Here is a 16,635-nt window from a genome sequence, read left to right as displayed (position 1 = left end):
GCGTTAATTAAGCAATTTTTCGTAAGCGCGCAGCAAAAAAACCATCCATTCCTAAAAATACGGTTTTCTCAGCATCAAAATTTTTATGACAAAAATCCGCAGGCGTTGTCCGTAACATCCCCCCACAAAGCAAATGTTCCAGTGCTCCCATTTCCTCTGGATAAATAGGGTCTAAAACAATGTCATTGCGTGTCGATAAAATTTTTTCAATAAGATCTTCACCTTCTTCTCTTGCCAATGAACAATTGGAAAAAACAATCCGTCCCCCCTCCTTTACCAAAGAAATTGCTGCGACAAGCAAATCATATTGCAACGCCACTAACTTGACGATATCTTCCCTCGATTTCGTCCATAAAATATCCGGATGACGACGGATTGTTCCTGTAGAAGAACAAGGAGCATCAAGAAGAACTGCATCAAAAAGCTGTGTGGGATAGAAATTTCTCACATCGCCCTGCCAAATGTGAACTGAAAAATGAAGCCGTTCCATATTTTCTTTTAAACGCTTTACGCGGTTAGCAGAAAGCTCAATTGCTGTCACCTCTGCCCCTTGCAAAGCCAATTGTGCTGTTTTTCCCCCAGGGCTCGCACAAAGATCAGCAACGCGTTTACCCTCAATACTCCCAAGTAAACAAGCAGGCAAAGCTGCTGCAAAATCTTGGACCCACCAAGACCCTTCACGATAGCCTGGTAAATCAGAAACAGAACACTCCAGACGCTTCAATCGAACAGAACCATTGGGCAATACCACACCGCCAAGCCTTTCAGCCCATCCACCACTATCAGATTTCACTGTCAAATCGAAAGGAGGTTCCACACTTTGAATTGCGATAATCTGATGTGCCTTTTCTGTTCCATAAGCTGATATTAAAAGCTGTCCAAACCACGCTGGCACACCTTCAATGGTAGGAACTTGTTGACGTAAAGGCTCTGCCTCACGTGCAACATTGCGCAAAAGAGCATTCACCACCCCTGAAAAACGGCGCATTCGAGGATCAAGTTTCGCCACACGCACAGCTAAATCAATAGCCGCATGATCGGGAATATCAAGATAAAGAATTTGTGCAACACTGATATGCAAAAGATGCTGAAGTGAAAGTGCTTGTGAAGGCAAAGGACGCGCCAAAAAGCGTGAGAGAGCCGCCATAATCTGCCCTCGATGACGCAATGAAGCTGTTAAAACAGCCCGACATAACAAACGATCTCGTTGTGAAAGCTTCAAATATTGTGGATGTCCGTGTTCATTATCCGTCAAACCAGACAGAGGCGTGTACTTATCACCTACCGCCCCCAAAAGACGCACACACACCTGTCGAACAGCTAATCCTGGAACATTTTTTTCAGACACATGCCCCGCTTTTTTGTGTTTCAAACCACCACCTTTATATCACAGTTTTCTCAAGAGCTCCCTCAATAATTCTATGAACGAGATCTTTTTGAATTTTCATAACGAAGCCAAGAAGGACGTTTTGTAACACGCTGAAAAGAACTATTTTCTTTCTCACCTAATGCATGAGTCTGACCACTATGAAAATCTCCATAGTTCATCCCGCTGCTTTTTTCATGTATAGCGTCTTCTTTATTCCATCCCACACTTTTAGCAAGAGCCCCTTTCATCTCTTCTGCTTGCTGATAAAGAGCAGCAATACGATTTGCAGTTGCTGGATGTGTCGAAAAAAGACTATCCGCTCCCTCACCGCTCAAAGGACTAATAATAAACAGATGCGCGGTTGCTGGATTATGCTCTGCTTCTTCATTATATACCCCACGTCCCCCATCAGCAATCTTACGCAATGCCGAAGCCAACCATAAAGGATTACCACATATTTCAGCCCCTCTCCGATCCGCAGCATATTCCCGTGTACGGCTAATCGCCATTTGCACCAGCATCGCTGCAAAAGGCGCCACGAGCAATGCAATAAATCCTCCAATTGCCCCAGCGCCATGAGAATCTTCTGAAGAGTTACGCTGCCCTCCCATAAAGAAAGCAAAATTACCAAGCATTGAAATTGCCCCTGCAATCGTTGCGGTTAGAGTCATTGTTAACGTATCACGATGCTCAATATGTGCGAGCTCATGCGCCATAACGCCAGCAATTTCCTCAGCGCTTAACCGCTCTAACAACCCAGTACTTGCAGCAACAGCTGCATTTTGCGGATTACGTCCCGTTGCAAAAGCATTTGGCTGTGCATTCTCAATAACATAAACCTTTGGTTGAGGAAGAGAAGCCTTTTGTGCTAAATCGCTTACAATCTTATAATAAACTGGTGCTGAATGCTGATCAACTTCACGCGCCCCGTACATGCGTAAAACGATTTTATCTGAATTCCAATAAGAAAAAAAGTTTAAACCACTTGCCATCAAAAGAGCAATGACCATGCCACCGCCCCCTCCAACAAGATAACCAACTCCCATAAAGAGAGCAGTTAAAAAAGCCAAAAGCATAGCTGTACGCATTATATTCATTACTCAAAAAACTCCATGATAAAAGTCAATCAATACTATATGATGGTGTTTTCTTTCTGCTTCTTCAATGGAATAGGTGTAAAATGAATAAAAAAGATGAGAAAACAAGCAAAAAAAATGCAACTGTCGTTAAACAGCAATCTCTTTCTCCCGCAGCACAACGCGCCCTTAAAGAAGCTGAAGAAAGACGAAAACGCGCAGCAAAAAAAGAACAACCTTTAGAAAACGGCGGACGCGGCGGCAAAGACCCTTCCCGCTATGGAGACTGGGAAATTAAAGGCCGCGCCATTGATTTTTAAAACCATTGATTTAAAAAAAAACGGCGCAATTTAAACAAGCAGCTTTTTAATGAAAATCCGTTTTTGATAGACAAAAACGGATAATATTTATTTTTCTAAAGCTTTTAAAAACACATTGATTAAACAATCATGCTTCTTATGCTGAAGCAGATTCTGCTTCAGCCGCTGCCGCTGCTTCTTCTGCTGCTTGCTTTGCTGCTGCTATACGTTCTTGTGCTTTTTTACCCGGTTCACCTTTATGTGGATTATTACGAGTTGGACGCTTTTTCAAGCCAGCTGCATCTAAAAACCGTAAAACGCGATCTGTTGGTTGAGCCCCTTGCCCAAGCCAATATTGGATACGTTCTTCATTAAGTTTCACCCTCGGTCCATCTTTAGGCAACATTGGATCCCATGCACCAACACGTTCAAGAAACCGCCCATCGCGCGGACTACGAACATCTGCAACGACGATATGATAGTAAGGACGTTTTTTTGAACCTCCACGGGACAAACGAATTTTCAATGCCATATTTTATCTCCTATTGTCAGCTCTGGCTTTCGTTTAAATTGACTTTTTTTGTTTTTTGCTCTTCAGCAATAACTTCATGATGACTCACAACTTCTTTAATAATAAATTTTAAAAATCTTTCAGCAAAATCAGGATCAAGATCACTATCCATAGCCAATTGCCGCAAACGCGCTACCTGATATTGCTCACGCAGAGGATCTACTTTAGGCAAATCATAACGCGCTTTTAAGCGCCCAACAGCTTTCGTACAACGAAACCGCTCTGCTAAGATATGAATCAAAGTTGCATCAAAATTATCAATGGATGCTCGTAAATGTGCCAATTCGTTTAATACTGTTTCCTGCATTATATTCCTTTCCCTCTTTACATCTTATTTTTTCTTAGGATGCTGAGGAAAATTTCCCCCATCGACAATGCCATTGGAAAGACCAGGAAAAGTAGGTCCACGCTTGGGAAGTCCGGGCAAGAGCTTCCCTCCATTACCATTTTCAATTTGCTTTTGAAGCGTTGAGAATTGCTTTGGATCCAATCCCGACAAATCCGGCATAGCTGGAGAATCCCCTCCCAAGTTTCCCATACCACCAAAACCCATTTTGGAACCAAGGCCTCCCAACATCTTTCCCATAAAACCACTTTTTCCTTTACCACCCATGGCTTTCATCATATCAGCCATTTGGCGATAAATCTTCAAAAGTTTATTAATATCAGCCGCCGTCGTACCAGACCCCTTAGCAATTCGTTGTTTGCGGCTATGTTTTAAAAGCTCTGGATTCGCCCGCTCTTTGGGTGTCATAGATGAAATAATGGCCAATTGACGATCAAACAAACGATCATCAAACCCCGCAGCCGCAATCTGCTCTTTGACTTTCCCCATTCCTGGCAACATGCCCATAATACCGCCCATTCCACCCAGTTTTTTCATTTTCTGCAACTGTTCTGCAAGATCATTCAGATCAAATTTTCCGGCTTGCATTTTTTTTGCAAAAGCAGCAGCTTTCTCATGATCCATTGTTTCAGCAGCTTTTTCAACCAAAGAAACAATATCCCCCATTCCGAGAATACGATCAGCAATACGACTGGGATGAAATTCTTCTAAAGCATCTATTTTTTCACCAGTTCCAATTGCTTTAATTGGTTTACCTGTAACAGCACGCATAGAAAGAGCAGCGCCACCACGCCCATCACTATCCATACGTGTTAAAATAATCCCCGTAATCCCTACACGCTCATCAAAAGAACGAGCAAGATGAACGGCATCTTGCCCCGTCAAACTATCAGCCACCAACATAATCTCATGAGGAAGGGAACATGCTTTAATTTCAGCCAATTCGAGCATCAAAGCTTCATCAATATGATTACGTCCTGCTGTGTCAAGAAGAAGCACGTCATAACCACCTAATTTAGCAGCCTGCACGGCACGTGATGCAATATCAACGGGCAGCTGACCCGCAATAATAGGCAAGCTTGCAAGTTTTGCCTGCTCTCCCAATTGGCGCAATTGCTCCTGTGCAGCGGGACGGCGTGTATCTAATGACGCCATGAGAACTTTTTTATTGTGCTTATCAGTAAAACGTTTTGCAAGCTTTGCTGTTGTAGTTGTTTTTCCGGAACCTTGCAAACCAGTCATCATGATAACAACTGGAGCTGGTGCATTTAAATCACTCAGAACGCTTTCATTTCCAAGAATATGAACCAATTCATCATGAACAATTTTAACCACCATTTGGCCTGGTTTAATTGATTTAACGATTTCGGCCCCAACAGCTTTTTCCCGAACTCTATCGGTAAAAGAGCGCACAACATCAAGAGCAACATCAGCTTCCAATAAAGCGCGACGAATTTCACGCAGCGCCTCTACAACATCCTGATCCGATAAAGCGCCACGTCCCGTCAAATGAGACAGGATAGAACCAAGTCGCTCTTGCAAGGATTCAAACATCATTTACCTCATTGTTGCATAACAAACAAACCAAAATAGCATCCGAGAACGCATCGCGCCGTCGGATGTTGACCTCTGAGATCTCTTTATACCCTTAAACTGGGGTCTCAGTCGGTGGCTCCAAGTTAATTTTGTCACTGAAAGCTTGCTCCTTCAAACAATAAAACCCCAGCTTTGTCAAGTTTTATCATAAAATATCTTTTTATACGAAGAAATAAAAACAACAAATACTATACTTCAAAACTTTCAACTTCAACACGCATAAAACAACCTGTTTCCTGTTCCATGCTCCATAATTTTCCGCTAGAGATATCAAACCAAACCCCATGCAATGTCAAAAAACCTTGATCTTTGCGAAGCTTAATCCACGGAAACGTCTCTAAATTTCTCAACGAATGGCGAATAGAAAGCTGCTCTAATGCCGTCTGTTTTTCTGGCCAAGACAACGACTTATTATTCAAAACGATTTCTGCTGCTGGTGCTAAGAGACTTATCCATTGACCGATAAAATCATTTGATAATAAAGATTTATATGTCTCATTAAGAGCAGTACGAATGCCTCCACAATGGGCATGACCAAAAACGACAATATGTCTCACCTCAAGCAATTGCACAGCATATTCAAGAGCTGCTGATGTTGCGTGATATTGGTCATCAGGAGAAAAAGGAGGAACCACATTCGCCACGTTGCGCAGGGTGAAAATTTCCCCTGGCTTAGCATCAAAAATCATTTCTGGTACTGCACGCGAATCACAACAAGCAATGACCAAAACTTCAGGTTTCTGCCCCTCAATCGCCAATTGCTGATAATCTGCTATTTTATATAAAAAATGATTGTTTATAAAGTTTTGGTAACCACTTAAAAGTCTTTCTGGTAAACGCGCCATTCTCTCTTTACTTTTGCTTCTTTTTTTACTTTCATTTTGTATATTTTAAAAAACAAACTATTAACATACAAAAATACTAAAAGTGCCCTTTCCTTGAAGCAAAATATTTCTTTAAAGTGCAAAATATTACTAAAAAATAGCAAAAACAAACTCATTCTTTCCAAATAAAGAGCTATTTTCTTTAGAAAGAAGGTGTTACAGTATATAAAAAATATAATGGTCTGCTTTTAAAAAGAGAAGAAAAGACTCCTTAAGAGCAAAAAGGGAGAGTGAATGTGTTGCAACAAAAAAAAACAGAGACAAAAAACACCCAAGATAAAATAGAACAAATCCTTTTTGCCCAAACCGATAAAGAAGATATTGCTTATTATGAAAATGAAGAACTTCAAAAAGCCACAGCCATCGCGGTACAAGCTTTTAATCTCCATCAGACGGGAAAAAATACCATCTGCTTTGAGCAAAATTTAACCCGTAGTAACAGACCTATAACCGTTATCACGCTTGTCAATGATAACAAACCCTTTCTTCTCGATTCTATTTTAAATGTTTTTAATCAACACAAAAACCATATCTATTTGATTGCACACCCCATTATTGATTGTGCTTCTGGAAAACGCATCAGTCTGATGCAAATTCACATCGAGTCATTAAACAAACAGCAAATACAAAAACTTGAAAATGAACTCACCTTAGTTCTTGAACAAGTTAATGCTGCTGTACAAGACTGGAAACCTATGCTTGAAGAAGTTGAAAAGCAGATTCATGCCTACCAAATAAGTCTTCCCCCACACTACAAACAAGAAGGCGAAAAAGCTATTGAATTTCTTCACTGGCTAATGGACGATAATTTCATTTTCCTTGGTATGCGCACTTACAACTTCATCAAAGACCAAAAACCCCTAAAATCCTTTACAGCCAGTAATATTGAACTTGGTATACTCACGGATGCTTCTATTCATATTGTTGACGATAAAAGCATGAAAGAACCTCCTCAAGAAGTTTTATCCTTCATGGAAAGCGATAATCTGTTTATCGTGACAAAAGCGAACAGCCGCTCCAAAATTCACCGTTCTGTTTGGCTCGATTATATTGGTCTTAAAATCTTTGATAAAGAAAACCAACTCTGTGGAGAATTACGCATTGTAGGGCTTTTTACCTCCTCAGCTTATACACGTTCTATTTTGCAAATTCCTTTCTTAAAAGAAAAAGCCCGAACTATTATTCAACGTCTTGGACACAATCACGCCGATTATTCAGGAAAAGCACTCATCAGTGCTTTAGAAACCTATCCAAGAGATGAAATGTTTCGCTCTGATGTTGATACATTGACAGAAAACACTAAGCTTATTCTACAATTAGATGAGCGCCCACGTTTACGGGTTCTTGCCCACACTGATTCTTTTGGACGCTTTGTTTCTATCCTTGTCTACGTACCGCGTGACCAATATAGCAGCAGCTTGCGTGAAAAAGTTGGCGAACATTTTGTTGAGCTTTATAAAGGTGACTTTTTTGAATCTTATCCGCTATTTTTGGAAAGCACCCTTATACGTGTCTATTATATCATCCATCGCAAAGGAAACGAAACTGTTCCCCTTCATGAGCGTTCCACACTTGAACAACATGTACGTTCGATTGCACGAAGTTGGGAAGACAGGGTTCAAGCCATCGCTCTTACCCAGAAAATAACAGAGCAACAAACACGTCTAGCCAGTGAATTCCCCAACAGCTATCGTGATTTATTTTCAGCTGAAGACGCTATTAACGATGCCGGACATATTCTAAGTCTTCATGATGAAAAGCCCCTTTTCGTGATCTTTTATCACGCACAAAACAAAGAAAAACAGTACATTTCTCTTCGGCTTTTTCACCGCCATGAAGCTCTTGCCCTTTCCAAACGTGTACCACTCCTTGAAAATATGGGGTTTCGCGTTATTGCTGAACAAACCCTTGAATTACCAGATGGCAATGGGCGCTCTGTGTATCTTCATGATATGCAGCTGGAAAGTACTTTCCAGCGCTGTATCGATTTTGAAAAAGACGGGCAAAAACACGCCGAAACCTTTGAAGCCATTTGGGCACAAAATGCTGATAATGACGGCTTTAATGCTCTCACACAAACAGCTGAGCTTGATTGGCATGAAATTGTTATTTTGCGCCACTATGGGCGCTATCTCCAACAAGCTGGAATTCCTTATTCGCAAGATCGCGTTGCCCAAACTTTAAATGCTTATCCTGACATTACCCAAGATCTTTATGCTTTATTTCATTTAAAATTTCATCAAAGCCATACAGAAAAAGAACGGGAAAAAAACCAACAAGTCATTCAAAAGCGCATTGAAGAAAAATTACGGAAAGTCTCTGGTTTAGATGATGATCTGATCTTACGCCGTTATTGTAACCTTATTGAGGCGAGTTTACGAACGAATGCCTTTACGCCTCTTCCTGATGGAAATCCACGGCGTATTTTAGCCACCAAATTAAATCCACGCCAGATTGAAGGTTTGCCTGAACCGCGCCCTTACCGAGAAATTTTTGTTTATGGACCAGAAGTTGAAGGGGTCCATTTGCGTTTTGGACCTATCGCTCGTGGCGGCATTCGTTGGTCTGACCGTGCATTAGATTATCGCACCGAAGTGCTTAGCTTAGTCAAAGCCCAACAAGTTAAAAATGCAGTTATCGTTCCTGCAGGTGCAAAAGGTGGCTTCTATCCCCATCGGCTTCCCCAAACAAATGACCGTGCTGTCATCATAGAAGCAGCACGACAAGCTTATACAGACTTTATCACAGCTTTGCTCTCCATCACAGACAATCTGATTAACGGCAAAATAAGTTCTCCCCACAATGTCATCTGTCATGATGACCCTGACCCCTATTTTGTTGTCGCGGCAGACAAAGGAACAGCAACTTTTTCTGATACAGCCAACGCCATCAGCCAAGCAAATCACTTTTGGCTCGATGATGCTTTTGCCTCTGGAGGCTCAGCAGGTTACGACCACAAAGACATTGGTATTACAGCTAAAGGTGCATGGGAAGCCGTCAAAAGACATTTTAGAGAATCATTTAATCACGATATTCAAACAACGCCCTTCACCTGTGTCGGTGTTGGCGATATGTCTGGTGATGTCTTTGGCAATGGAATGCTGCTTTCCAAACAAACAAAATTGATTGCCGCTTTTGATCACCGCGATATTTTTATTGATCCAGATCCGAACATAGACGAAAGCTATGCAGAGCGTACGCGTCTCTTCAAACTGCCTCGCTCAAGCTGGCAGGATTACGATAAAACAAAATTATCAAAGGGCGGTGGTATCTTCTCACGAAAAGAAAAAACCATTACTCTCTCACCTGAAGCAGCACAAGCCATTGGTTTCGAAAAACAAACAGGAACACCCTTTGAAATTATCTCTGCTCTTCTCAAAGCCCCTGTTGATCTTTTATGGTTCGGTGGCATTGGTACTTATATCCGTGCTGCAACAGAAAACGATACCCAAGTAGGTGATCGTGCAAATGATGCAATACGCATTACCGGAGAACAAGTGCGTGCAAAAATTATTGGCGAAGGGGCTAATCTTGGTGTTACACAACGTGGACGAATTGAATATGTCTCAAATGGTGGTCGATGCAATACGGATGCCATTGACAATTCTGCTGGTGTGAATTGTTCTGATATTGAGGTCAATCTCAAAATTGTTCTTGCATCAGCACTACGTGCCAAAACGTTAACCCGCGAAGATCGCAATAAGCTCTTGAAAAAAATGACGCCTCAAGTCGAGCAACTCGTCTTGCGCAACAATTATCTACAACCTCTTGCGCTTTCTTTGGCGGAAAACCAGAGCACTGCTGATTTGCCTTATCAAATACGCTTTATGCACGACTTGGAACAAAAAAAGCTTCTAGATCGCAGAGTTGAAATACTCCCTGATGAGCAAATTTTACGACAAAGAACACCCCAAGGCAAAGGTCTTCTCCGTCCAGAACTCGCCGTTATTTTTGCATATGCTAAATTGACCTTAAAAGAAGAAATTGCTAATAGCCCCATTGTTGATGATCACTATTTCAATACAACCTTGCTGAACTATTTTCCAACCCAAATTCAAGAAAATTTTAAGAAGGAAGTTATTAACCATCAATTGCGTCGTAATATTATCGCAACGCTGATTGCCAACGATATTGTAAATCGTGGAGGCCCCACTTTTGTTAATAGACTACACGATGCAACAGAACAAAAGACTGAAAATATTATTCGCGTTTTCATTGCCATCCGCGATGGTTTTGAAATTCCTCAATTGTCTGAGCAAATTGATAAGCTTGATAATAAAATACCCGGTCTTGTCCAAAATAAATTCTACGCAGCAATGACCCCAATGCTCTTTGAAACAACCAATTGGGGTTTGCACAACATAGATCTCTCACGTCCATTAGAAGAAATTGTAAAAACAATAAAGCAAGCCCGTAGCGTTATTGAAAAAGAGCTTATGCATTCTCACGGCAACGATATTAAGCAAAAGATTGAAGAAAAAGCATTACACTACAGCGAAGAGGGAGCACCAAAAGCATTGGCAAAACAATTAGCCCTCTTGGAAGCTGCTTCAACAATCTGTGATATTTCTTTAATTGCAAAAAAAAGCAACAGTGATCTTATTAAAACCGCAGAGATCTACTTTTCACTTGCGCAAATCATTCGTATAAACCGCATTAACGAAGCAAGTCGTATAATTCCTGTAGTAGATTATTATGATAGTATGGCTTTAAGCCAAGCCAAAGAAAATGTTTCTGAAAGCTTTCGGCAAATCGTTATGAAAATCCTCAAAAATTATGGAAAGAAAAAAGATCCTTTTGACACTTGGAAAAAAACAGAAGAAGATCATATTCACAACATTACAAACCGCATTAGCGCCCTTATTGAAAATGATCTCAATATTTCTCGTTTTACTTTTGCAGCAGGATTGATTTCTCAACTTCAAAATATTGGCTTTCAAACCTAAAGCAAATACAAAACGACCCACTCAATCTCCCGTTCTATCCCACCACCACGACAAACCAACTAAGACAGAGCAGAAGTTTGCATTTTAGACATAACACCAACAATAAAAATCTCGCTATTTATCACAATAGAATTGTTTGCAACAATTTCAAAAAAAAACACCAGGATTGATTTCTCACCCTAAAAACATAAACTTTCAGACTTAAAAGCAGTACAAAACAGCTAAGCTTTTGCTCCGTTCTATCCATCCATGACTAATCAGCAAGGGAAGAACGAAAGCCCTATCCTGCATTTTTAGACAGAGCACTCAAAATAAAAAATAAATTCAGATTTTACTGTCAAATATCCTTCATCATAAAAATATAATATATTGATTTACAATCATAATTTTATCATTTTTATGATAACTGATAATCCGATATTCTAAATTTGTCTCATTTAAAATCTGTTTATATTCAATCAATTAACCCCATTTCCCCTTGCATATTGCAAATGGGAAAGCCGAATAGATAAAAACAGTAAAGAAAAGACTAAAAATGCCCCTCATAAACCGCCTCAAATGCCAAAATCCGCAGTAACATTGGGAGTTAGCAAATATAATATGATGGTGTTGCCCCAGCTTATTACTCCATAACCGAAAAGATGGTAGCCCTTAATGGCTCTATCGTTATACCATTCATAGGCGACATCGTAAAATAAGAAGCACTGAGAAATATTTTTTTAACAAATGCGTAAATATGCAATACAAATATATTCTGTTTTACGTGGAAGACATATGGCTTCATTAAAAAACATCAGAAATAAAAGGATAAGCTTAATCCATCATTTAAAAAATATAACTTTAACTGCTTTTGAAATGCGTAAAATCGAATAAAAAATGACAGTAAAAATGGATGTTGATTTTTCCCTTTACAACTTCATATTCTCCTCCAACTAGACTATTTACTTGTTTTAAGAGGTTACTCCCAAACAGATATATGCAAAATATACTCATTCCATATATAAAGAAAAAGGTTCCTAACAAGCACCACACCACCTGTATAAAAAAGCAATTCAGCATACTTTAAAATGCCACTTTTTCCATACAAACACTGTTACTATATGTAGTTTGATATAAGATTTTGTACTAAGTGAAAAGAGGTTGGACGAATTAGGAGTAGGTGGTAATTTTTTATTTTTATAGCTATTTTTTTTTACCATTAAATACGCATTTTGTTAAAATAGATTTTGACACTCTAAAATTGCAAAAAAGTATGAAAATCAGAAAAAATCGAAATTTTGTGGTAAAAATTAAAAAAGGCTTTGGTACAACACCTAAAGCGGAGCAAGACGACCAAGTTTTAAAAAGCCTAATTTTACCCACCCATTGTTAATGAGCAAGGAAAGAACGGGAGCGCCGTCCGCATTTTTAGGCAAAGCACCTAAAATAAAAAATAACGCTTGAAGATTATTGGTTTGCGTGGGAAATAAGCGCTGCAGAGTGTCAAGAAGCTTCATAGACTGAATAAGGACAAGTTCAAATTTTGCTGTCAAATATCCTTCATCATCAAAAGAAAAAGGTCCACTAATACGCACTGCACCACCTGTATGAAAAGTCAATTCACCTTGCTTTAAAAGTCCACTTTTTCCATACAATCGCTGTTGCCAATTTTTTTCTTCATGTTCAAACAGAAGAGAGGCATCATTTAAAATCCATCTCAAATTGCCATCAATTTTAGGAATATCAACAAAAGAAGATTTTAAAAAGGGAGAAGCATCAAAACCGTCAAAAGTTATATGTCCCGATAAATCATTCTTTTCATGTTTAAGATCAAGTCGAAAAAATTCTGCCGTTATTTTTTGGGAAGCTTCTTTTGGCTCTAACGGCTGAATAATCACGTTATGCGTATTTTGCAAAGATGCCTGATCTTCAATATTTTCTTGTGTCGTTTTTTTATCTGTCGTTTGTGCTCCTAACGCTTCTTGAAGCTTTTGACCTTCAAGGGAAGAAGAAAAAGGTGAAATCTCAAGCCCTTCAGCTATAAACTTCAATGTCTTACCCGTTTTCCAATAAGGTTCTGTTTCAATCATCAAATTGCGCCAACTGGATACTATGGAAGTTTTTCCAGAAAAAACAATTAATGCAGGGGAATGAACATTAAACTCGACCAAATGAGGTGCATAAATTGGTGCACCAGCTGTCAAACGCCCCGTCGATAAAGAAACCCCATGTAAAGGCCAAGAAAATTGAAACTTGTCACAAACAACACCGACACGTAAAGGATAACCATCCTTGTGCACATTCTCACATACCGCCGCCATATTATGGGAAGATATTTTTGTGAATATATCAGAAACATAGTCTTCTATTTTACGTGAAAAAAAAACCAGAGCGCGCTATAAATAAATACCAAAGCAAGACAAAAGAGCCCACAAATTAAATAACTCAAAGAAAAACTTTTTTGTGATGATGGTATTTGAAAGGATTTAGACAATATTCAAACTTTCTTTATCTCTTAACTTCCTCCCCACCCTAAAAAGGATAAAGATTCCCAACCACGGTCAGTTTATACACAATCCAACTTCTTAATCGACCGGATTTTATCTACTGGTCACTTCAAGAAGTCCCTATACATCGTTCTAAAGTACAGTATCTCATAAGCTCAACAAACAAGATTTTCTTAAAAAACCTACACCCTTTAACAAAAAACACCTCATGTGTAAAGTTTTACATAGATTTTCTACCTCTGCCTTAAACCATACTGTTTTACAGCACAAAAAAAATGATAATGAATAGTGTTTCTTAACGATAAAACCATTGAGCACCCCCATCTTTACGCTTATTGAGGAGCAAAGCCAGCACCATCATTATATTTGGCTACCCCCACAATTTTGCGATAGCCCTTGGCACTTAAGACAGTTCATAAGAAGCATTTTTAGTCTTTTCTTATACAGTTTTTGCCCACACGCCTGCCCTACTTGTGACAGCAAGCAAGAGGTTTTTATTGAGTCAACATACACAGGTTTGGAATGAGAAAACCTTACGATATTCGGGGTTCTCATTCAATATGCAAAACAGTGAATTACCTATATAAATAAATGCGTTGTCAATAATCACACAAGTACGGGCGGTGTACAAAAAATCTGGTGTAATGCGCTTTCAAACCATTGGCTCAAAGCTCGATCATAGATTAAACGACCTTTCAAATGTGCACAAGCAGGTTGAGCACCTTTTTCAGTCAATTTATGTGCCGAACGCACGACCAAACGCCGCATCATAGCGCGTGTAAACTCAGCATGAAACTGCAAGCCCCATGCATTGTTTCCATAACGAAAAGCTTGTGTAGGATATGTATTCCCTGTTGCCAAAAGCATTGCCTCTTTCGGTAAATCATAAATACCTTCATCATGGAAATGGTAGACCATTTCTGGCCAATTCATCAATTCCTTCCCTTGTGGGGTTGCTTCTAGTGGATACCAGCCGACTTCAACAGTCCCATCACTTCTTGTACCAACGCGCCCCCCTAGATTTCGCGCTAACATTTGTGCTCCAAGACAAATACCCAAAAAAGGCTTATTTTCCTTTAGTGATAACGAAATCCAATCAATTTCCTCACCAATATAAGCTTCGCTGTCATTCACACTCATCGGCCCCCCTAAAATAACAACACCGGCATAATGCTCTAATGTATCAGGGAGTTTTTGTCCAAAAATAGGACGATAAATATCAAGAACAAAACCTTTTTGTTGTAAAAATTTTCCCAAACGACCAGTATAGGTAGACCGCCGATGAATAACGACAGCAATCCTTGGTTTGTTATTTTTTTGTTTTTTATCAAGACATCTCTGATTTAAAAACATTTTTTAACCAATCACCTCTGCTACCAAGCAAAACTTTATTTTTAAAGCATAAGAGAATAATTTTATTGGAAAAGACTAACGATATTTTTTCTTCTAGGTCAATTGTTTCTTCTGAGAAAACATTCGTATTATCACATTGGTGCAATTTAAAATAAACGAAACTTTTTCCTCGATAAAGATGTTTCTTCTTCTATTTTAACCCCTGGATCATCAACATTTAAATGAATTTGACTGAACATTTTTACATCTTGTTCTTTTATATCTTGTTTCTCCACCTGCGCATTATGCAAAAGAGAATTATCTATAGGTGTTAATTTTTCAAGCTTCTTATCTTCAACATCATCACTTTTTCCCATAACATACTCTTTGTCTTGCTTTTTCGGCACAATATTGTCCGCCTCTAATGTGAGAGAAGGCATACAGGGAGGCGCCTTCCATTCAAAACAGCCCAAACGTCCACTGATTGGAGAAACCGCTGACCAAGAAGAAAAAATGGACCCATCACACATCCATACTGGATCACGTTCAGCACGAAGTGCTAAAGAAAGCCATTGACGCACAGCACCTTGATTGTTTCCCTGTGCCTCTTCAATATCTGCCAACAATAAATAAACACTTTCCCGTGGATGACATTGTAATGCTTTTTGTGCCTTCTCTCTTGCTAATGCTGTTTCACCAGCATCCAAAGCTGCTTTAGCAATAAGGAAAGCCGACTCAAATGCATCTTTATTATAAGAAGCAAGTGTCTTAGCCCTTTTCAATCGCCCAATGGCTCCTTCTTCTCTTTCAAGATAAAGCGCCCCCAAATCAGGATGAGGATTCTTTTGCCAAGCCGCTATAATCATTTTATCCGCTTTACGCGTTTCATTTAACTTATAAAGAATATCAGCAGCAATAACTATTATTGGAACAAAATCAGGCGCCAATTTATGGGCTTTCAAAATGGCTTCACGTGCTTGTACAGGATGTGTATCAAACAAAGAAAGTGCCTGCCCACTTAGTAGTAAAACCTGTATATGCTGCCGCTCTGGAGTCGCGCGAGCAGAACGCGGGAGAGCTTTTTGCGTTCTTTCAAAAACAGTAAGTGCCTTATCCCATTTACCTTCAGCACTTAACCGATCAAGCACCGCCTTATGCGCCCATAAAAGTGCTGGCGATAAGGTCAGTGCCTCTTCGGCATATTGTTGCGCTGCCTCATAAGCTTTACTCTTCATTGCTTCACGAAACAAACCATAAAGTCCAACCAGTTTTGTCGGATCTTCCTTTCTCATCTCTTCATAAAGACCAATGGCGCGAACAGAATCATTTTGTAAAGACAAGGTTTGCGCTTGTAAGAGTTTTACCAATGGCTCTTGTTTTCCTGCAAGATATTTAGCAACCCGTTCTTCCATTTTTTGCGCAACCATACTATCACCAGCAAAAGTTGCAAGAATCCCCTTTGAAAGAGCTTCGTAACCACGCTTTTGATGGCGTTTATAAAAATAATTGGAAAGAGCACTCGGTATGGAAAAAAAGAAAGATAATAACCACCATAAAAGCACCAGCGTTATAAAAAACAAAATAAGTACACTTAACACTGTAAGAAATGAAGCAGAAAATCTGAAATGCAAAAATGTGAGAACAAAAATACCATTGTGATTAGCAACCCACGTGAAAGCTAAACCGAGGATACAAACAACAAAAATATAAATAAAAACACGTATCATCTT

11 protein-coding genes are annotated in these 16,635 nt (G+C 39.5%); 2 read left to right on the top strand and 9 right to left on the bottom strand.

Annotated elements, in window-relative coordinates; translation table 11 throughout:
• Positions 1–7: 7 nt before the first annotated feature.
• Together ACFILU_RS00930 and htpX are read right to left on the bottom strand one after the other, a co-directional pair.
• Positions 8–1,372 carry an RsmB/NOP family class I SAM-dependent RNA methyltransferase gene (locus ACFILU_RS00930; protein WP_375674382.1) on the bottom strand — a complete coding sequence of 455 codons (1,365 nt, stop codon included), beginning with the start codon at positions 1,370–1,372 and terminating at the stop codon, positions 8–10.
• 47 nt (positions 1,373–1,419) lie between these two features.
• Positions 1,420–2,466: a zinc metalloprotease HtpX gene (gene htpX / locus ACFILU_RS00925; protein ID WP_375674381.1), complete on the bottom strand. Its 1,047-nt coding sequence runs from the start codon at positions 2,464–2,466 to the stop codon at positions 1,420–1,422.
• A gap of 83 nt (positions 2,467–2,549) precedes the next feature.
• On the opposite strand from htpX, the gene ACFILU_RS00920 reads away from it, so the two are divergent.
• Positions 2,550–2,765, top strand: coding sequence for a DUF1674 domain-containing protein (locus ACFILU_RS00920; protein WP_273790074.1), 216 nt, complete (start codon positions 2,550–2,552; stop codon positions 2,763–2,765).
• Between the two features lie 136 nt (positions 2,766–2,901).
• Here the strand turns inward: ACFILU_RS00920 and rpsP are convergent, their stop codons facing one another.
• The 4 genes from rpsP to ACFILU_RS00900 form a co-directional block, all read right to left on the bottom strand.
• Entirely contained in the window at positions 2,902–3,276 is a 375-nt protein-coding gene (rpsP, locus tag ACFILU_RS00915) for a 30S ribosomal protein S16 (RefSeq protein ID WP_273787601.1), read from the bottom strand.
• A gap of 16 nt (positions 3,277–3,292) precedes the next feature.
• A complete protein-coding gene (locus ACFILU_RS00910; protein ID WP_273790075.1) occupies positions 3,293–3,622 on the bottom strand; it encodes a chorismate mutase in 330 nt (109 codons plus the stop codon).
• A 24-nt stretch (positions 3,623–3,646) separates the two neighbouring features.
• The gene (gene ffh / locus ACFILU_RS00905) at positions 3,647–5,215 is read right to left on the bottom strand and encodes a signal recognition particle protein (RefSeq protein ID WP_375664033.1); all 1,569 of its coding nucleotides are present in this window, start codon (positions 5,213–5,215) and stop codon (positions 3,647–3,649) included.
• Positions 5,216–5,445: 230 nt separating this feature from the next.
• Entirely contained in the window at positions 5,446–6,102 is a 657-nt protein-coding gene (locus ACFILU_RS00900; RefSeq protein ID WP_273790076.1) for a carbonic anhydrase, read from the bottom strand.
• A 275-nt stretch (positions 6,103–6,377) separates the two neighbouring features.
• Here ACFILU_RS00900 and ACFILU_RS00895 point away from each other — a divergent pair, with 275 nt between their 5' ends.
• A complete protein-coding gene (locus tag ACFILU_RS00895) occupies positions 6,378–11,087 on the top strand; it encodes an NAD-glutamate dehydrogenase (RefSeq protein ID WP_375674380.1) in 4,710 nt (1,569 codons plus the stop codon).
• A gap of 1,313 nt (positions 11,088–12,400) precedes the next feature.
• Here ACFILU_RS00895 and ACFILU_RS00890 read toward each other — a convergent pair.
• The 3 genes from ACFILU_RS00890 to ACFILU_RS00880 all read right to left on the bottom strand — a co-directional run bounded on the left by ACFILU_RS00890 (position 12,401) and on the right by ACFILU_RS00880 (position 16,632).
• A complete protein-coding gene (locus ACFILU_RS00890; RefSeq protein ID WP_375674379.1) occupies positions 12,401–13,387 on the bottom strand; it encodes a DUF2125 domain-containing protein in 987 nt (328 codons plus the stop codon).
• 792 nt (positions 13,388–14,179) lie between these two features.
• Complete coding sequence (locus ACFILU_RS00885) at positions 14,180–14,926, bottom strand: glutamine amidotransferase (protein WP_273790078.1); 747 nt, start codon at positions 14,924–14,926, stop codon at positions 14,180–14,182.
• 146 nt (positions 14,927–15,072) lie between these two features.
• Positions 15,073–16,632 carry a heme biosynthesis protein HemY gene (locus ACFILU_RS00880; protein ID WP_375674378.1) on the bottom strand — a complete coding sequence of 520 codons (1,560 nt, stop codon included), beginning with the start codon at positions 16,630–16,632 and terminating at the stop codon, positions 15,073–15,075.
• Positions 16,633–16,635 lie beyond the last annotated feature (3 nt).

Origin of the sequence: Bartonella sp. CL100XZDX (assembly GCF_042195375.1) — a bacterium.
In the GTDB taxonomy this organism is placed as follows: domain Bacteria; phylum Pseudomonadota; class Alphaproteobacteria; order Rhizobiales; family Rhizobiaceae; genus Bartonella.
The sequence above is the reverse complement of the archived record's forward strand: the minus strand, read 5'-3'. Positions and strand labels throughout refer to the sequence as shown.

Excerpts from the sequence above, each read along its gene's own strand:
- htpX (WP_375674381.1), bottom strand. The coding sequence starts at position 2,466 with ATGAATATAATGCGTACAGCTATGCTTTTGGCTTTTTTAACTGCTCTC.
- ACFILU_RS00920 (WP_273790074.1), top strand. The coding sequence starts at position 2,550 with ATGAATAAAAAAGATGAGAAAACAAGCAAAAAAAATGCAACTGTCGTT.
- rpsP (WP_273787601.1), bottom strand. The coding sequence starts at position 3,276 with ATGGCATTGAAAATTCGTTTGTCCCGTGGAGGTTCAAAAAAACGTCCT.
- ACFILU_RS00910 (WP_273790075.1), bottom strand. The coding sequence starts at position 3,622 with ATGCAGGAAACAGTATTAAACGAATTGGCACATTTACGAGCATCCATT.
- ffh (WP_375664033.1), bottom strand. The coding sequence starts at position 5,215 with ATGTTTGAATCCTTGCAAGAGCGACTTGGTTCTATCCTGTCTCATTTG.
- ACFILU_RS00900 (WP_273790076.1), bottom strand. The coding sequence starts at position 6,102 with ATGGCGCGTTTACCAGAAAGACTTTTAAGTGGTTACCAAAACTTTATA.
- ACFILU_RS00890 (WP_375674379.1), bottom strand. The coding sequence starts at position 13,387 with ATGGCGGCGGTATGTGAGAATGTGCACAAGGATGGTTATCCTTTACGT.
- ACFILU_RS00885 (WP_273790078.1), bottom strand. The coding sequence starts at position 14,926 with ATGTTTTTAAATCAGAGATGTCTTGATAAAAAACAAAAAAATAACAAA.
- ACFILU_RS00880 (WP_375674378.1), bottom strand. The coding sequence starts at position 16,632 with ATGATACGTGTTTTTATTTATATTTTTGTTGTTTGTATCCTCGGTTTA.